Source organism: Aeromonas sp. ANP5 (assembly GCF_963870295.1).
In the GTDB taxonomy this organism is placed as follows: domain Bacteria; phylum Pseudomonadota; class Gammaproteobacteria; order Enterobacterales; family Aeromonadaceae; genus Aeromonas; species Aeromonas veronii.
Genome location: NZ_CAWMRY010000027.1, coordinates 26,372 through 42,037, shown reverse-complemented (window position 1 = coordinate 42,037; position 15,666 = coordinate 26,372). Strand labels below are relative to the sequence as shown.

Genomic DNA, 15,666 nt, shown 5'->3' with positions numbered 1-15,666 from the left:
AGGCGTTTAAACCCTGAGCAAACAGTCTGCATCAGGGCTTAAATTGCGAAAAAGGGGTTGTGCTGGCGCTCGTGGTACGTATAATGCGCCTCGTTGTCAGGCAACTGGCACTAAAGCAGTAACGCGGGAATAGCTCAGTTGGTAGAGCACGACCTTGCCAAGGTCGGGGTCGCGAGTTCGAGTCTCGTTTCCCGCTCCAATTTTCCATCGCACCAACGATGGAATTCACTTTCAAGACAATCAGTCTTGTCAGCATGGCGCGTTAGCAAAGCGGTTATGCAGCGGATTGCAAATCCGTTTAGTCCGGTTCGACTCCGGAACGTGCCTCCATCTTTCCTCTGTTTATCTCAATCATCACTCTTCGAGTCTGAGCCTTGGTCAGTATCCTTGCTGTACCAGTAACTGTTCGCAGCCAGCCTGTTTCCACTCGCGCTCGAGATAGTGGCTCACATCCGCCATGTTTTGCCCCCGATATTGAAACTGCACCTCGGCACTGTGCTGGTTGAGATCCGCAATCCGTTGCTTCAGTGTGCCGCATTGCCACAGGCTGACGGTGGGCACGCCCCGTTCGGCCAGCACGATGGCATCTTCCCGATTCAGTTGCCACTCCTCCAGTTGTGCCCGTGTCAGGGCAACCATCAGCACCAGCAGTGCCACTTCCGGCAGTTTCATGCGTGTCTCCCTACTGCATGTTTTTCCCCTGATAACTGTGGCAAAGCGCACGATTTTCGCAAGTTTGTTAACTGTTAGTTAATGACGTAACCCGTTTTCAGTATTTCCCGTTTTTCACCATTTTTTTATAAAAAAATACGTTGGTGATGTAGTAATCCTACATGGAGTGGGGTAATCTTTGCTCAGTGGTCTTACCAGTAAGGAGTTACATCATGTTTCATCCCTTTTCCCTGACTCAGATTATTCTTCGTCGCATTTATGTATTGCTGGTGGGCATTCTGGCTTTCCCCGTGATGCTGTTTCGCAGCGATCGTGCCCGCTTCTACAGTTATCTGCACCGGATCTGGAATAAAACCAGCACCAAACCGGTTTGGCTCAAAATGAGCGAGCGTGGCGAGCGGATCTTCTACTAAACCCCATTCGCACCATGTGCAAAAAGAGACAGCCAAAGCTGTCTCTTTTTTTTATCTGCTTGCCGCAACTCCTGGCTCCCAACACCACTCCGCTTGTTTATTTATTGTTTCTTTAAAGTTGCATCCAGCCCTGCCTGTTGGCGGGGCTTTTTTATGTCTGACGCATCTCTTTTGATGGACGCAGTGAAGAAGATTAACGGGATGAAAGCACCATATGGCACTTTTCTCGTTCATTAATGGGTGGTCGTCGAGAAATTTTCAATGATGAAATAGCTGTTTAAAATCAATTAATTGATTGTCTGTCTTTGGGTTTTTTAACTCTTTTTTGGTTTTTTTTGAAAGGGAATATCCCGTTTGCCGGTTCTATTGCAGGTACCCGGTTGCGACAAATCGGGGATATCAGCAACATCCAACGACATCAAAAGGAACATGAACATGAATGTTAAAAAAAGCACTGCTATCGCCTCCGCCATGACCGGTCTGCTGGCGCTGGGCGCCCAATTTATTGCGGCGCCAGCCATGGCTGCCGATGAAAAGGAGAAGTGCTACGGCGTGGTCAAGGCCAGCAAGAATGACTGTGCGACCAAGAGCAGCTCCTGCGCCGGTACTGCCAAGGAAGATGCTCAGGGTGATGCCTTTGTGGTGATGCCCAAAGGGCTGTGCGAGAAGCTGGTCGGCGGTTCGCTGCAACCCAAGTAAGAGACATCGGGCAGGGGATGGCCAATGGGTCGCCCCCTGCATCTTCTCTGGTTGGCGAAAGCGAGTCTTGCGATGAACCCTTTGATTGGTATCGGATTACGCACTCCCCATTACGACGAGATCCGGCAAACCCTGCCGGCAGTCGGTTGGCTGGAGGTGCATAGTGAAAATTACTTCGAACGGCACAGTCACGGTTTTCAGGTGCTCGCCGAACTGGCGCAGCACTACCCCGTCAGTCTTCACGGCGTTGGCATGTCCCTCGGTTCTGCCGACCCGCTCGATCCGCACCATCTGCAGCAGTTGTCGACACTGGCCGCGGCGATCAAACCGGTACGGATCTCCGAACATCTCAGCTGGGGCAGCATTGGTGGGCGTTACTTCAACGATCTGCTGCCGGTGCCCTATACCCGAGCCTCCCTGCGCAACATGAGCGACAAGATCCAGCAGGTACAACAGACCCTGGGTTGCCGCATGTTGATTGAAAATCCCTCCTCCTATCTGCAACTGTCCGGGGAGATGAGCGAGTGGGAATTTCTGGCCGAGCTGCAGCAGCGCAGCGAGTGCGGCATCCTGCTCGACCTCAACAATCTCTATGTCAGTGCCTTCAATCACGGTTTCTCTTGCGATGAGTATCTGGCGGCGATCGATTTCGCCACCGTCGGGGAGATCCATCTGGCCGGTTATACCGAGAAGCAGCTGCCGGAAGGCTCCCTCTATATCGATACCCACAGCGCCCCTGTGGTGGCGCCGGTTTGGGAACTCTATCGCCAGATCTGCCGCAAGCAGGCCATTCCCACCCTGATTGAGTGGGACCTCGAGATCCCGCCGCTGCCGGTCTTGCTGGCAGAGGCGGCGCAGGCAGGCGCCATTCTGGATGAGGCGTGCATGAGTGCGCCACGGGAGGTAGCCCATGGCTGAACTGGCACAACTGCAACAGCACTTTGCTGACGGTCTGCTGGGGGCGCCTGACGCCATTGCCCCTCACATCAGCTCCCGGCTCTTTTCTGCCGAGTCTGTGCTGCAGGTCTATCGCAACCACTTCATCCTGAGCCTTGGCGAGGTGCTGGCGAGCAGTTATCCCGCCGTCAAGGCTATGGTCGGGGATGACTTTTTTGCAGCGGCGGCCCGTGGCTTCGTATTGGCCGAGCCGCTCAGGGAAGGGAGCGTCATGCACTATGGCGCTGGATTTGGCCAATGGTTGGCCCGCTTGCCGACTACAACCGGACTGCCCTGGCTGGAGGAGCTGGCTCAGTTCGAATGGCAGCTTGAGCGTGCCAGTCTGCTGCCGCTGGAATCCCGCTGCTGGCCAGCCGAGCGTCTGGCCGCATTATCGCCGCAACAATGGGAGCTGCTGCGACTCTTGCCAGCCACGGATCTGCTGCTGGTTGCCAGCGATTATCCGGTGCTGGCCCTGTGGCAGATGGCGCTGCACGGTGGTGAAGCGGTGGAGGTGCTTGATGCCCCCGTCTGGTTGGCATTGAAGAAACAGCCGGATTGCCGGGTTGCACCCTTGCCCCTGACGGTGGGTGAGTGGGCGCTGCTACAGGGTTGTCTCGCTGGTACGGCGCTGGTCGATCTGCTGGCGGCCGACCCTGCGGCCAGTGAACATCTCACTCGCCTGATAACCCTTGGTCTGCTGGTGGATATGGAGGTGATGCCATGATGGCAAACAAATGGCTGGCGCTGGCCAGCTCGAGTGGTGATTTGCCGCGCTGGAGCCGCGCTGGTGTGCTGTTGCTGGCGCGGCTGTGGGTCGCCTCGGTTTTTATCACTTCAGGCTGGCTCAAGCTGACGGCGTGGGATTCCACCCTCTATCTGTTTGAATCCGAGTATCAGGTGCCCCTGCTGCCCTGGTTGTGGGCTGCTTATCTGGGTACGGCGACCGAGTTGTTGCTGCCGCTTTTCCTGCTGATGGGGCTTTTTACCCGCCCGGCCGCCTTGCTGCTGTTTGGCTTCAATATCATGGCGGTGATCTCCTATCCGACCCTCTGGGCGGGCGGCTTTTACGATCACCAGTTGTGGGGCTGGATGCTGCTGACCCTGACCATCTGGGGCGGCGGTGTGCTGAGTCTGGATCACTGGCTGACACGTCGCAACCATTGATTTATCAGTGATTTCCCCAATGACAAAGAGCGCCACAAGGCGCTCTTTGTCATAATGACGGCCGGTGAAATTTCCCATGAGAGAAAAGGAGCAGCCAATGATCATTCGTCAGGCAAGGGCCGCAGATATACCCGCACTGGTGGCGCTGCGCATGGAGCTGTTTTGTGAGGTCGGTGAGCTGGTGACGCCGCAGGCAGACCCGGCCTTGTGGCAGGCTACCTTTGACTACTTTACCCGGGCGATGAGTGAAGAGAGCGCTTTATCATGGCTGGCTGAGGCCGATACGCAGGAGGGCGGCAAACAGATCGTGGCGGCAGGGACGCTGGCATTGTTTGAACGGCCACCCTATCCCGGCAATCTGGCGGGGATGGAGGGGTATCTGCTCAACATGTATACGCGGCCACAATGGCGCCAGCAGGGGATCGCCACGGCGCTGCTCGATGCCATTACTGCCTTCGCCAGATCGCGTCAGCTGGGAAAGGTGTGGCTCCATGCCAGCGAGCAGGGGCGCCCTCTCTATGAGCGGATCGGCTTTGTCGCCAATCCGGCCTATCTGGAGTGGCAACCGGCGGTGGAATAAGGGTTGCAGCTCTGCATGAGTGGCGTTTGGTCGGTGAATTTGATTTACAGCAATAAATATGGCGTCAGATGGGATCGCGGCAAAGCCGCCAACTATGCTGATGGAGCACGCCACCATTATCTTATTGATCCACTGCGTGGTTTGGCCATGGTGGGTGCCAGTCTGGAGGATACGTTTCGATGTTCAATAGCAAACTGAAAGCCGAGTTGCAGCAGTGCCAGGATCAACTTCTGGAACAGCAGGGATTTTTTGACGCAGTGCACGGCAGCGTGGCGACCATCACCTTTACGCCGGATGGCACTGTGCTGGCCGCCAATGATCTCTTTCTCAACGTGGTGGGCTTCAGTGCGCCCGAGGTTATCGGCCAGCATCACCGTATCTTTTGCGACAAGCTCTATGCCCAGAGCAGCGACTATCAGCAGTTTTGGGCGGACCTGAAGCAGGGGCGTTCCCGCACCGGGGTGTTCCAGCGCTTCAACAAACGGGGCGAGGTGATCTGGCTGGAAGCAACCTATTTTCCGGTCAAGTTGCGGGGCGTGGTGACCAAGGTGATCAAGATTGCGGCCGATATTACCGAGCACCACCTGCAACTGCTCAGCCAGCAGGCGGTGGTGACGGCGCTGGATCGGTCGCTGGCGGTCATCGAGTTCACCCCCGGTGGGGAGGTGATTGCTGCCAACGGCAATTTCCTCCATACCATGGGCTATACCCTGGCTCAGGTGCAGGGCAAGCATCACCGCATCTTCTGCGACGATCAGTTCTATCGAGACCAGCCCCACTTCTGGGATGAGCTGGGCCGTGGTCAGTTCAAGTCCGGTCTCTTCTGTCGTCAGAACAGTCACGGTAGCAAGGTGTGGCTGGAGGCGACCTACAACCCGATCCTTGATGAGCATCGCAAGGTGGTGAAGGTGATCAAGTTCGCTAGCGACATCACCGAGCGGATCAACAAGAGCGATGCGGTGCGGGAAGCGGCCATGTTGGCCCACGATGCGGCCCGGGAGACCCTGAACTGCGCCGAGCGTGGCGCGGGTCTGCTCTCCTCGGTGGTCGATACCTCCAGCCTGATTGCCAGCCAGTTGACTCACAGCATCGGCCTTATCAATCAGCTCAACGAGCAGTCGCGCAGTATCGAGGCGATCGTCTCCACCATCAGCAGCATCGCCGACCAGACCAATCTGCTGGCCCTCAACGCGGCCATCGAAGCAGCCCGGGCCGGGGATCAGGGTCGTGGGTTTGCGGTGGTGGCCGACGAGGTTCGCCAGCTGGCGGCCCGTACTTCCCTCTCTACCGACGAGATCGCCAAGGTGGTACAGAACAACCGGGAGCTGACCGCCAAGGTCACCTCCGAGATGTCTGACGTCGCCAGCAGCGCCGAGCTGGGCAAGCAGCAGGTGGGCGAGGTGAATGAGGTGATGAGCGACATCCGCCGGGAGGCTAACAACGTCTCCAGCACCGTCTCTGATCTGGCCATCTGAACCCCCTGACTTCCTGTCATGCCGGGGCATTGACTCATATTTGAGCAGTCAGTGCCCCAATCTGAACCCCTCCTGTATCGTCCCGCCATTGTGAATTGTCCTCTTCTGGCCCCTTGATTAGGCTTGCCGCCTCATTTATTTCAGAGCAGGAACAGAACACGATGGCATTACAACAGAAGGGGCGGGCAATGGCCCTGCTGGTTATGGTCGCGAGCATGGGTCTGGGCGGCTGTATGGGGCAGATGGGGCTTTCCGGCATGGTCACCAAGGGCAACCTGAGCGTGGTGGATAACCGCTACGCTCGTGCCGGGGTCTTTATGCTGCTCTCCCCTGTCTACGGTCTGGCCGCGACCGCTGACCTGTTTGTGTTCAATACCATCGAGTTCTGGTCTGGCAAGAACCCCATCACCGGCAAATCTCCGGCTGTGGTGGACATGAAAGCCAATCCGGTGATCAAGGTGAACCAGCATCTGGATCCGGCCCTCAAGAAGGTGCCGCTGGCCATGCTGCCACAAGGGGTGCGCGAGGTGGAGATCAGCTACCCGGACGAGCATACCGCCCAGATGGAGGTGCACTATCTGGATGGTCGCCGCAGCATGATGCGTGGCGAGAAGCGTGGCGAGTTGATGGATATCTACTTCGATGGCCGCTTTGTCTCTACCCTGAGCCGTGCGGAGCTGGAAGAGCGGGCTAATCAGGGCAAGGCTGCTGCCTAAATTCAACTGAATCCAGATCGATCCAGCTTCAGATGGGGTATACCTAATCTGCTGGCAAAATCGCCATGATGTCTAAGGGAGTAGACTATGACGGTGAATGGATTGCGATTGGCGGAGTTGATTGGTTCCCTCAGTCATGCGCTCGATATGACCGAGGGGCAACCAAGAGGACACTGCATTCGCTGCTGCTGGATAGGTTCCCGTCTGGGGGAGCGGCTGGGACTGGACGCCCGGCTGCGCCATGATCTCTACTACACGCTCCTGCTTAAGGATCTTGGGTGCAGCAGCAATGCGGCCCGCATCTGCGAGCTCTATCTCACCGACGATCTTCACTTCAAACGCGATTTCAAACTGGTGGATGGCTCCCTCTCCGAGATAGTCAACTTTGTGCTGGGCCACACCGGCTTGCAGGCGGATCTGCTGGGACGTTTTCGCAGCCTGTTTCATATCTTTCGCAACGGCGACCAGATTGCCAACGAACTGATCCAGACCCGTTGTCATCGGGGGGCGGATATTGCTCGCCAGCTCCGTTTCAGTGACGAGGTGGCTGATGGCATTCTCTCCCTTGATGAACACTGGAATGGCAAAGGTCGGCCCCTGCAACTGGCTGGCGAGGCGATCCCGCTCTTCTCGCGCATTGCCCTGCTCTGTCAGGTAGTGGATGTGTTTCACGCGGCCGCAGGTCCGGATGCGGCGCTCAAGGAGTTGCGCGAGCGCAGCGGCAGCTGGTTTGATCCGGCGCTGGTTCGGGAATTTGAAGCGCTGGCCGACGAAGAGTTCTGGCAAGGACTGGCCGATCCCCGACTGACCGAGTGGGTGCTGGTCCACCCGGCCGGGCAAGGGGAGGTAGCGCTGGATGAAGATTATCTGGACGAAATCGCGGCGGCCTTCGGGCAGGTGGTGGATTCCAAAAGTCCCTACACCGCTGGTCACAGCGGCAGGGTTGCGCTCTATACCGACATTCTTGCCACCCAGATGGGGTTGTCCGAGTCGCGTCGACGCTGGCTCAAGCGGGGCGCCTTGCTCCATGATGTGGGCAAGCTCGGGGTGAGCAACGCCATTCTCGACAAGCCGGGCAAACTCGATGCGCAGGAGTGGGCGGCTGTGCAGATGCATGCCGCCTATACCGAGGAGATCCTGAGCCGTATCGGCGCCTTCGAGGAGCTGGCACAAGTGGCGGGCGCCCACCATGAGCGGCTCGATGGCAAGGGCTACCCCAAGGGGCTGAAAGGGGACGAGATTACCCTTGAGACGCGCATCATCACCACAGCCGACATCTTCGATGCCATCACCGCCAAGCGCCCCTATCGCGGCGCCATCCCTGTGCCGCAGGCGCTGGAGATGATGGCGGAGAATCTGGGCACCGCAATAGACCCTGACTGTTTTGCCGCCCTGCAGGCGGGTATTCAGGATTTCTCCCTCTACCTCACCATCGAGCAGCCGCTGGCCAATGCCAGTTAATATTTGCAGCCTTCATGGCCCAAGCGGCCAGTCAGATAGCAAACGCCCCGCCACTGCGGGGCGTTTTGCATTGGGCCTAGTCGGGCAGCTTGCGATGGGGCGGGGTGAGGATCAGCCCCAGCAGGCGGCGCAGGTGGGTGAGCTGTTCGGTCAGCTGGACGTTGAGCCAGAGGTAGCCATTGATGGCCGCCTCGGTATTGGGGGGGAGCGATACCTGGGTCGCCACCTCGTGCAGGCGGGCGATGGCGGCATCCGCGCCACGCCCGTCACCGGTTTGCATCATCAGGGCAAGCTGGTTGATCGCCTCTTCGGTGGCCAGATGGCAGGCGTGCAGTTCGCGGGTACTCTGCATCAGAAAGTGGCTCTCCCGATCGTTCCAGTAGGTGTTGGCCAGCATCTCCAGAGTGCAGAGGGTGTTGCGCATGGTGACCTGCACCGCATCAAACAGGGCGACGCTGTGGCGCGTCTCCTTGGCCGCAGGGGCCAGCAGGGCCCGCAGTTTGCCGGTCTGTGCCAACAGTTGGGAGAGATTGTGCTTGAGGCGCGGGCGCTCCAGCACATTGGGGGAGAGGTGGGTGTGATAGAGCCGCCCCGACTGCTGCAAGATCTGGTGCAACTGCAGGCGCCAGTGGCTGTAGGCCCGCTGGGGATAGATGCTGCAAAAGAGCAGCGCCAGCAGGGAGCCCAGTATCACGTCGGCACTGCGCCACAGTGCCGTCTCTATATCCCCCGGCATGGCCCCCATGGTGACTCCCAGGGTGATGCCGATCAGCAGCCCCACATAGGGGCGCTTGCCGAGGGCCAGATAGCCGCATAGGAACATGATGCACCCGCACCAGATCAGGGTAAGTGGCAGGGAGTAGATCTCGAGATAGAGCGCCACTACCCCGCAACTGGCGCCGAAGATGGTGCCCACCACCCGCTGCAGGGCGCGGGAGAGCACATTGCCCCAAAACGAGATGGGGCCCATCACCACCACCAAGGTTATCAGCGGCCAGGTGCTCTCCGGCAGTTTCAGCTCGCGGGTCAGCAGAAAGGTGAGCATAAAGGCGAGCGCAATGCGCAGGCCATGGACGATCCGGTAGCGGCCATAGACCAGCAGATCGAGTCGGGAGAGGGGGGCATCAAGACGCACGGTCTGCCTCCTGTCTGGTGGGTGACGGGGCGCCGTGCATCCGGCCGACGCCCCGTCGGGATTTAGGCCAGTCGTCCCTGCAGGGGGTGGATCCAGACCCGCTCGCCAACGGCGATCCCGGGTTGATCCGGTACGATTTCGATCAGGCAGTTGGCCTCGGCCATGGAGCTGAGAATGCCCGAGCCCTGTGGCCCTGTGGTACGCACCCGCAGCTGGCCGTTACGGTCCTGATGAAAGATGCCGCGCAGAAACTCGGTGCGCCCCGGGCGGCTCTTCATCTTCTCGTCCGCCAGTGCCGACAGACGCAGCGGCTGCCACCGCTTGCCTTGCAAGCGGGCGATGGCAGGCTCGACAAACTGCAGCACGCAGATCATCGCCGCGACCGGATTACCCGGCAGGCCGAAGAAGGGGGTCTGCCCCAGCTTGCCAAAGGCGAGCGGGCGGCCCGGCCGCATCTGGATGCGCCAGAAATCGATCTGGCCGAGCTCCGCCAGCACCAGCTTGATAAAGTCGGCGTTGCCTACCGAGACCCCGCCGGAGCTCAGCACCAGATCGGCGCTGGCGGCGGCCTGCTCCAGCTGCTGGCGCAGAATGGTTTTGTCATCGGGAATGATGCCAAGGTCCATCACCTCGCAACCGGCGGCGCGGATAAGGGCCATCAGGGTGAAGCGGTTGCTGTCGAAGATATGGCCGGGGGCGAGCTGCTCACCCGGTGCCTGCACCTCGTCGCCGGTACTGAACAGCGCCACTTTCAGCGGGGTGCGCACCGTGAGACAGGCCTGACCGAGTGATGCCGCCAGCCCCAGCTGGGGGGCGCCAAGCCAGGTACCGGCCGGGATGGCGACCGCACCTTTGGCGAGATCTTCCCCGGCGAGGCGCACATTCTGCCCTGCCCGGATTGGGGCGGTGACCGTGGCCCACTCACCTTCAATCAGCGTCTCTTCCCGCATCACCACGGTATCGACACCGGGGGGCAGCGGGGCGCCGGTCATGATCTGCACCGCCTGACCGGCCAGCACAGGCTCGTGGCGCTGCTGGCCCGCCAGCACTTCCCCCACCAGCTGCCAGCGACCGGTGGCGAGATCGTCGCTGCGAAGGCCAATACCATCCATCGCCGAGTTGGCGTGGGGGGGCACATTGATGGGGCTTATCAGATCGGCGGCCAGCACGGCGCCGTGGCACTGGGCCAGCGGTTTGTCGCTGCAGGCCGTGCTCGGGGTGAGGGCCGCCAGAATGGCGTTGCGGGCCGCCTCTACCGAGAGAAAGCCCTTGCCCGCCTCCGGCTCCTTGCACTGGCAGCCGTCAAGCCAGCGGCAGACGAAGTCGGCAATGGCCGCCAGATCGTTAATATCGAGGCGGGGCAGGCTTGTCTGCTGTTGTTCGCCACTCTGTTGGGGCTGATCGCTGGCCAGCGCGATGATGTCGCTGTCTTCGGGGAAGAGCAGCGGCTTGCCAATCTCGGCGCGGTGCAGCTCGATTTTCGGGAAGTGTTCGTGCTTGAACCCCTCGACCAAGAGCAGATCGAGCTCTGTCTGATCGAAGCTGGCCAGCAGCTGGCGAAAATCGGCTTCGGCCAGTTCCGTTTCAATGATACGGGCATGACGACGGCGGGAGGCAACCATCATCTGCTGGGCACCCGCCTTGCGCAGGCGGTAGCTGTCCTTGCCCGGCTGGTCGATATCAAAGTCGTGGTGGGCGTGCTTGAGCACCCCGATGCGCAGGCCGCGATCCACCAGCAGGGGGATCAACTGCTCCAGCAAGGTGGTCTTGCCGGTGCCGCTCCAGGCGGCGAAGCCGAGCAGGGGAAGAGTGGGGGCCGGGGTCATGAGGTGACTCCTTGTTGGGGGTCGATAGTCGTGGCGAGCAGACGGGCCTCGTAGGCGGCCAGCTCGGCAGGGCTGTTGAGATTGATAAAGGCATCCGGCTGATCGGCAAAGCTCACCACCGCCATATGGTGGCGGGCAAACCAGATATCGATTTTGCGCTCTCCCTCTGCCAGCGCAGCGGTGAGGGAGGGGAGCAGGGATTTGTGCAGCAGGGCGACCACGGGTTGCAGCCAGTCGCCGTCGTGGGCCACTACCAGCTCGGTATCCGGGGTCAGGGCGGCGCGAAAGCGGCTCATCAGATCCAGCGGCAGGGCGGGGCCATCGCAGGGAACGAACAGCACCCAGTCGTGACGGGCGGCGGCAAGACCTGCCTGCATGCCCGCCAGCGGACCGAGATAGTCGTTGTTGTCATCGCTGATGACCGGGGCCAGCGCCTGATAGCGGGGCTGACTGCGGTTGGCGTTGATCAGCACTTCATCCACCTGGGGGCGCAGGCGCGCCAAAACATGGTCGATAAGAGGGCGTCCCGCCAGTGCTACCCATCCCTTGTCTTCGCCCCCCATCCGGGTGGCGCGGCCTCCTGCCAGGATCACTGCTGATACGGCAACGGGATCAGAGTGGCTGTCGCTTTTTGAAGTCATGTCGCTCGATGATTTTTAAAGGGGTCGTCTCTTGCAGCTGGCCACGGGCGAGGGTCCATTGCCGCTCGCACAGGTCGGTCAGGGCGTTGCTCTGGTGGCTGATGACGACCAGGCCGCTGCCATGTTCCCGCAGATCTTGCGCCAATGCGGCCATCAGGGCAACCGAATGTGTGTCGAGATTGGCGGTGGGCTCATCCATCAGCAGAAAGGCCGGTTGCAGCGCCCAGGCGCGGGCCATTGCCAGCCGTTGCCGTTCGCCACCGGACAAAATGCTGATGTGCTCTCGCGCCAGCCCCTCCAGCTCGACCCGGCGCAGCGCCTCGAATACCCGGATCTCGCTGCCGAGTTGTTTATCGAGCGCCCAGGCCACGTTGTCGTGCACCGTGCGATCGAACAGATAGGGGGTCTGGTGCAGATAGGTAACCCTACCCGGCCCCAGATCCCGTTTGAGCAGCCGGTTTAGCCGCTGCTGCCAGCGCCCCGGCAGATTGGTGTGGCCGCGGGTGGGTGCCAGCAGCCCCGCCAGAATTTTGAGCAGAGTGGTCTTGCCCACCCCGTTGGCTCCATGCAGCCAGATGGCATCCCCCGGTGCGATGGCGAGCCGGTCAATCTCGAACAGCTGACGCTCGCCAAAGCGCATCGTCAGCTGGTGGGCGGTCAGGGCCATGGGTTACTCCTGTTGGTACACAGTGGGGGGCATGGTCAGTTCTTCAGATAGCTGTGGCCGCGACAGGCCGTCAGCAGCAGGTTGAGCAAGAGGGCGAGGGTGAGCAGCACTATGCCGAGTGCCACCCCCTGGGTGAAGGCCCCTTTCTGGGTCTCCAGCGCGATGGCGGTGGGGATATTGCGGGTGAAGTGCAGGATATTGCCCCCCACCATCATGGAGCAGCCCACCTCGGTGACGATACGGCTGAAGGCGCCGATGATGGCGGCCAGCAGGCCAAAGCGGCACTCGTGCATCAGGCCGATCAGCGCCTTGGGCCAGGAGACCCCCAGGGTCAGGGCGGTCTCCCAGGCACGCCGGTCGCTCTGGACAAACGCCGCGTGACCCATGGTGGCGATCACCGGGAAGGCGATCAGCATCTGCCCCACCACCATCGCCTGCTGGGTAAAGAGCAGCTTCCAGTCGCCAAAAGGGCCGGTCCGCGACAGCAGCATATAGAGCAAGAGGCCAATCACCACGGTCGGCACCGATTGCAGGGTGTTGATGCAGGAGAGCCAGAGCCAGCGGCCGGGCAGCGGCAGATAGGCCAGGGCAAAGCCCAGCAGCAAGGCGGGCAGCAGCACCAACAGCAGGGCGATGCAGGAGACGGAGAAGGAGACCCCCACCACCTGCCACAGTTCGGTGTCACCACTGAACAGCAGGGCGAGGGCTGCTAATGTCGTGTCGAGCAGCGTTGGCATCAGGCGCCTCCCTCAGCGAACCGGGGGAGGGCCATCAAGGTCATCGCAGGGGTCAGGGTTGCCATTATTTCCCGTTGGCATCCGCTACAAACAGCGCCTGACCGGCCACCTTGAAGTCGCCAATCAGCTTCTGGCCATGCTCGGAGATCAGCCAGTTCTTCAGGGTGCGTGCCCCTTCGGTGTTGAGATCCGGGTAGCGCTTGGGGTTGACCAGGATCACCTGATAGGGGTTGAACAGGCGCTTGTCACCCTCCAGCAGTACGGCGAGATCCAGCTTGCTCTGGTAGGCGAGCCAGGTGCCGCGGTCCGTCAGGGTGTAGGCACCGAGCTCTGAGGCCATGGTCAGGGTCGGGCCCATCCCCTGGCCGATGGACTTGTAACCGGCAAACTCGGGTTTGACGTCAGCCGCCTGCCACAGGGTCTTCTCCTTGATGTGGGTACCGGACTCGTCACCGCGGGAGATAAAGGTCTGGCCCTGCTCCTTGATGGCTTGCAGCCCCTTGGCCGCGTCGTGCAATTTAGCCAGACCCGCCGGGTCTTTCGCCGGGCCGACGATGACGAAGTCGTTGTACATCAGGTGCACCGGCTCGATGCCAAAGCCCGCGTCGACGAACTTCTTCTCGGCAGAGGGGGCGTGGGTCATCACCAGATCCGCGTCGCCGTTTTCGCCCATCTTCAGGCTCTGGCCTGTACCGGCCGCCATCACCTGCACCGGATAACCGGTCTCCTTGGTGAACTGGGGCAGCAGCCAGCCCAGCAGACCGGACTGTTCGGTGCTGGTGGTGGTGGCGAGGCGGATCGGCGCTTTTGTGGCATTAGTATCCGCTTCGGCGTGGGCAGCACCGGCGATCAGCAGGCTGGCGGCGAGGGAGAGGGCAAAACGTTTGAGGTTGGTTTTTATCGTCATCGTGATGCAACTTTTTTCAGGGTGGATGAGGAGAGGGCAAGAGTAAGCAAACAGGGTGCCAAACTGTTCCTTTGCCTCTGCATTCACGGTTTGCCGTTTAAAAACATAAGCTTATTAGAATCAATTAGGTGAGCTTGTTATCGCTTTTAATAATTGGTGTTGGTGCTTTTGATACGGTAAGGACAAAATGTCCCACTAAGGTTCCGGTTATCGGGACATTCACCGACCGTACGTGCATCCGAGGTACTTTTTTCCATGACACTCCCTCCCAGCCGCTGGTCTGCCCTCTCCCTGCTTATCGTTGACGATGAGCCCGGCATGCGCAGCTTTCTGGCCAAGGCGCTGGCCAAGCGTTTTGCCCAGATTGAGACTGCCGCCAGCGTGGAGGAGGCGGAAGCCCTGCGCTGCCGCCTTCATTTCGACCTTATCATCGCCGACATCCGGCTGCCGGGGCGCTCCGGCATCGAGTGGCACGAAGCCATCGACCCGGCCACCCGCCGCAGCGACATCATCTTCATGACCGGTTTTGGCGATATGGAGACCGCCCTCAAGGCGCTGCGCCTCGGCGCCAGCGACTTTATCCTCAAGCCCTTCAACCTCGATCAGATGGTGCAGGCGGTGGACAGAGTCATCGAGCGCCGCCAGATGGAGCGGGAGAACCTGCTGCTGCGCCGGGAGGTGAGCAAGCTGTTCCCGCCCACCCTGATTGGCGACAGTGCCAAGACCCGCGAGCTCAAGACGCTCATCGCCAGAGTGGCCCCCTCCAACGCCGCCGTGCTGGTGGAGGGGGAGTCCGGCACCGGCAAGGAGCTGGTGGCCCGCGCCCTGCATCAACTCTCTGGCCGGATGGGGGCCTTTGTGCCCCTCAACTGCGCCTCCATCGCGCCGGAGCTTTTGGAAAGCGAGCTGTTCGGCCATGTGCAGGGGGCCTTTACCGGCGCCCGCAAGGGGCGCGACGGCCTGTTCCGGGTCGCCCATCAGGGCACGCTCTTTTTGGACGAGATCGGCGAGATGCCGCTCGCCATGCAGGCCTCCCTGCTGCGCGCGCTGGAGCAGAAGGCCATCCGCCCGGTGGGTGCCGAGCGCGAATTGGCGGTGGATGTGCGCATCGTCGCCGCCACCAACCGCAACCTCAAGGTCGAGGTGGAGGCGGGCCGTTTTCGCGAAGATCTCTTCTATCGCCTCAACGTGGTGGCGCTGCCGGTTGCCCCCTTGCGGGAGCGGATCGACGATATCCCCGCGCTGGTACACCACTTTACCCGCCAGCTCACCGCCGAGATGGGTATGGGCTCCTTGAGCTGGACCCACGAGGATGTGGTGGCGATGCAGGCCTATCCCTGGCCCGGCAACGTGCGGGAGCTGCGCAACCTCATCGAGCGCTGCCTGCTGCTGGGCAAGCCCCCGGCGGATTACTGGCAGAGCAGCAAGCCCGCCGAACCGGGGGCGAGCGAGGAGGGTTATCCGCTGGTGTGGCCGCTGGCGGAGGTGGAAAAAGCTCACATCCTGCAAGTGGTGGCCAGCCATGATGGCAACAAGTCGGCCGCCTCCCGGGTGCTCGGGGTGGCCCGCAAGACGCTGGATCGCAAATTCAAGGAGTGGGCCATCGAATGAGGAAGGCTGACTGGATGGGGTGG

The 15,666-nt window shown here is 60.7% G+C and carries 17 protein-coding genes and 2 tRNA genes; 12 read left to right on the top strand and 7 right to left on the bottom strand.

Going from position 1 to position 15,666, the window contains the following annotated elements:
- The first annotated feature begins 123 nt into the window (after positions 1–123).
- Both AACT07_RS15330 and AACT07_RS15325 read left to right on the top strand, forming a co-directional pair.
- Positions 124–199 (top strand) — tRNA-Gly (locus tag AACT07_RS15330).
- Between the two features lie 57 nt (positions 200–256).
- Positions 257–330, top strand: a tRNA-Cys gene (locus AACT07_RS15325).
- 48 nt (positions 331–378) lie between these two features.
- Here AACT07_RS15325 and AACT07_RS15320 read toward each other — a convergent pair.
- Positions 379–672 (bottom strand): hypothetical protein, encoded by a 294-nt coding sequence (locus AACT07_RS15320; protein WP_005347702.1) that lies wholly within the window; start codon positions 670–672, stop codon positions 379–381.
- A gap of 212 nt (positions 673–884) precedes the next feature.
- Between AACT07_RS15320 and AACT07_RS15315 the strand changes: the two genes are divergently transcribed.
- The 9 genes from AACT07_RS15315 (at position 885) to AACT07_RS15275 (ending at position 8,119) form a co-directional block, all read left to right on the top strand.
- Positions 885–1,085, top strand: coding sequence for a YbfA family protein (locus tag AACT07_RS15315; RefSeq protein ID WP_005334863.1), 201 nt, complete (start codon positions 885–887; stop codon positions 1,083–1,085).
- A gap of 435 nt (positions 1,086–1,520) precedes the next feature.
- Complete coding sequence (locus tag AACT07_RS15310; protein WP_005334862.1) at positions 1,521–1,784, top strand: BufA1 family periplasmic bufferin-type metallophore; 264 nt, start codon at positions 1,521–1,523, stop codon at positions 1,782–1,784.
- Positions 1,785–1,856: 72 nt separating this feature from the next.
- Positions 1,857–2,702: an MNIO family bufferin maturase gene (bufB, locus tag AACT07_RS15305; protein ID WP_069528702.1), complete on the top strand. Its 846-nt coding sequence runs from the start codon at positions 1,857–1,859 to the stop codon at positions 2,700–2,702.
- Positions 2,695–3,447, top strand: coding sequence for an HvfC/BufC N-terminal domain-containing protein (locus tag AACT07_RS15300; RefSeq protein WP_069528669.1), 753 nt, complete (start codon positions 2,695–2,697; stop codon positions 3,445–3,447). Before bufB ends, AACT07_RS15300 begins: the two co-directional genes overlap by 8 nt.
- Positions 3,444–3,887 carry a DoxX family protein gene (locus AACT07_RS15295; protein ID WP_069528668.1) on the top strand — a complete coding sequence of 148 codons (444 nt, stop codon included), beginning with the start codon at positions 3,444–3,446 and terminating at the stop codon, positions 3,885–3,887. Before AACT07_RS15300 ends, AACT07_RS15295 begins: the two co-directional genes overlap by 4 nt.
- A gap of 97 nt (positions 3,888–3,984) precedes the next feature.
- Positions 3,985–4,467: a GNAT family N-acetyltransferase gene (locus AACT07_RS15290; RefSeq protein WP_069528665.1), complete on the top strand. Its 483-nt coding sequence runs from the start codon at positions 3,985–3,987 to the stop codon at positions 4,465–4,467.
- 179 nt (positions 4,468–4,646) lie between these two features.
- Positions 4,647–5,942, top strand: coding sequence for a methyl-accepting chemotaxis protein (locus AACT07_RS15285; protein ID WP_069528661.1), 1,296 nt, complete (start codon positions 4,647–4,649; stop codon positions 5,940–5,942).
- Positions 5,943–6,103: 161 nt separating this feature from the next.
- Positions 6,104–6,658, top strand: coding sequence for a DUF3332 domain-containing protein (locus tag AACT07_RS15280; protein ID WP_005334841.1), 555 nt, complete (start codon positions 6,104–6,106; stop codon positions 6,656–6,658).
- A gap of 87 nt (positions 6,659–6,745) precedes the next feature.
- Positions 6,746–8,119, top strand: coding sequence for an HD-GYP domain-containing protein (locus AACT07_RS15275; RefSeq protein WP_069528657.1), 1,374 nt, complete (start codon positions 6,746–6,748; stop codon positions 8,117–8,119).
- Positions 8,120–8,195: 76 nt separating this feature from the next.
- Here AACT07_RS15275 and AACT07_RS15270 read toward each other — a convergent pair whose 3' ends face one another.
- The 6 genes from AACT07_RS15270 to AACT07_RS15245 all read right to left on the bottom strand — a co-directional run bounded on the left by AACT07_RS15270 (position 8,196) and on the right by AACT07_RS15245 (position 14,032).
- A complete protein-coding gene (locus AACT07_RS15270; protein WP_069528656.1) occupies positions 8,196–9,254 on the bottom strand; it encodes an FUSC family protein in 1,059 nt (352 codons plus the stop codon).
- Positions 9,255–9,316: 62 nt separating this feature from the next.
- A complete protein-coding gene (locus AACT07_RS15265; protein ID WP_069528655.1) occupies positions 9,317–11,080 on the bottom strand; it encodes a bifunctional molybdopterin-guanine dinucleotide biosynthesis adaptor protein MobB/molybdopterin molybdotransferase MoeA in 1,764 nt (587 codons plus the stop codon).
- Positions 11,077–11,721, bottom strand: coding sequence for a molybdenum cofactor guanylyltransferase MobA (mobA, locus tag AACT07_RS15260; RefSeq protein WP_069528654.1), 645 nt, complete (start codon positions 11,719–11,721; stop codon positions 11,077–11,079). The genes AACT07_RS15265 and mobA overlap by 4 nt, the downstream gene beginning before the upstream one ends.
- Complete coding sequence (locus tag AACT07_RS15255; RefSeq protein WP_005362120.1) at positions 11,693–12,388, bottom strand: energy-coupling factor ABC transporter ATP-binding protein; 696 nt, start codon at positions 12,386–12,388, stop codon at positions 11,693–11,695. Before AACT07_RS15255 ends, mobA begins: the two co-directional genes overlap by 29 nt.
- A gap of 35 nt (positions 12,389–12,423) precedes the next feature.
- Complete coding sequence (locus tag AACT07_RS15250; protein WP_069528653.1) at positions 12,424–13,125, bottom strand: ABC transporter permease; 702 nt, start codon at positions 13,123–13,125, stop codon at positions 12,424–12,426.
- A 64-nt stretch (positions 13,126–13,189) separates the two neighbouring features.
- A complete protein-coding gene (locus tag AACT07_RS15245) occupies positions 13,190–14,032 on the bottom strand; it encodes a substrate-binding domain-containing protein (RefSeq protein ID WP_069528652.1) in 843 nt (280 codons plus the stop codon).
- A 255-nt stretch (positions 14,033–14,287) separates the two neighbouring features.
- On the opposite strand from AACT07_RS15245, the gene AACT07_RS15240 reads away from it, so the two are divergent.
- Positions 14,288–15,643: a sigma-54-dependent transcriptional regulator gene (locus tag AACT07_RS15240; protein ID WP_069528650.1), complete on the top strand. Its 1,356-nt coding sequence runs from the start codon at positions 14,288–14,290 to the stop codon at positions 15,641–15,643.
- Positions 15,644–15,666 lie beyond the last annotated feature (23 nt).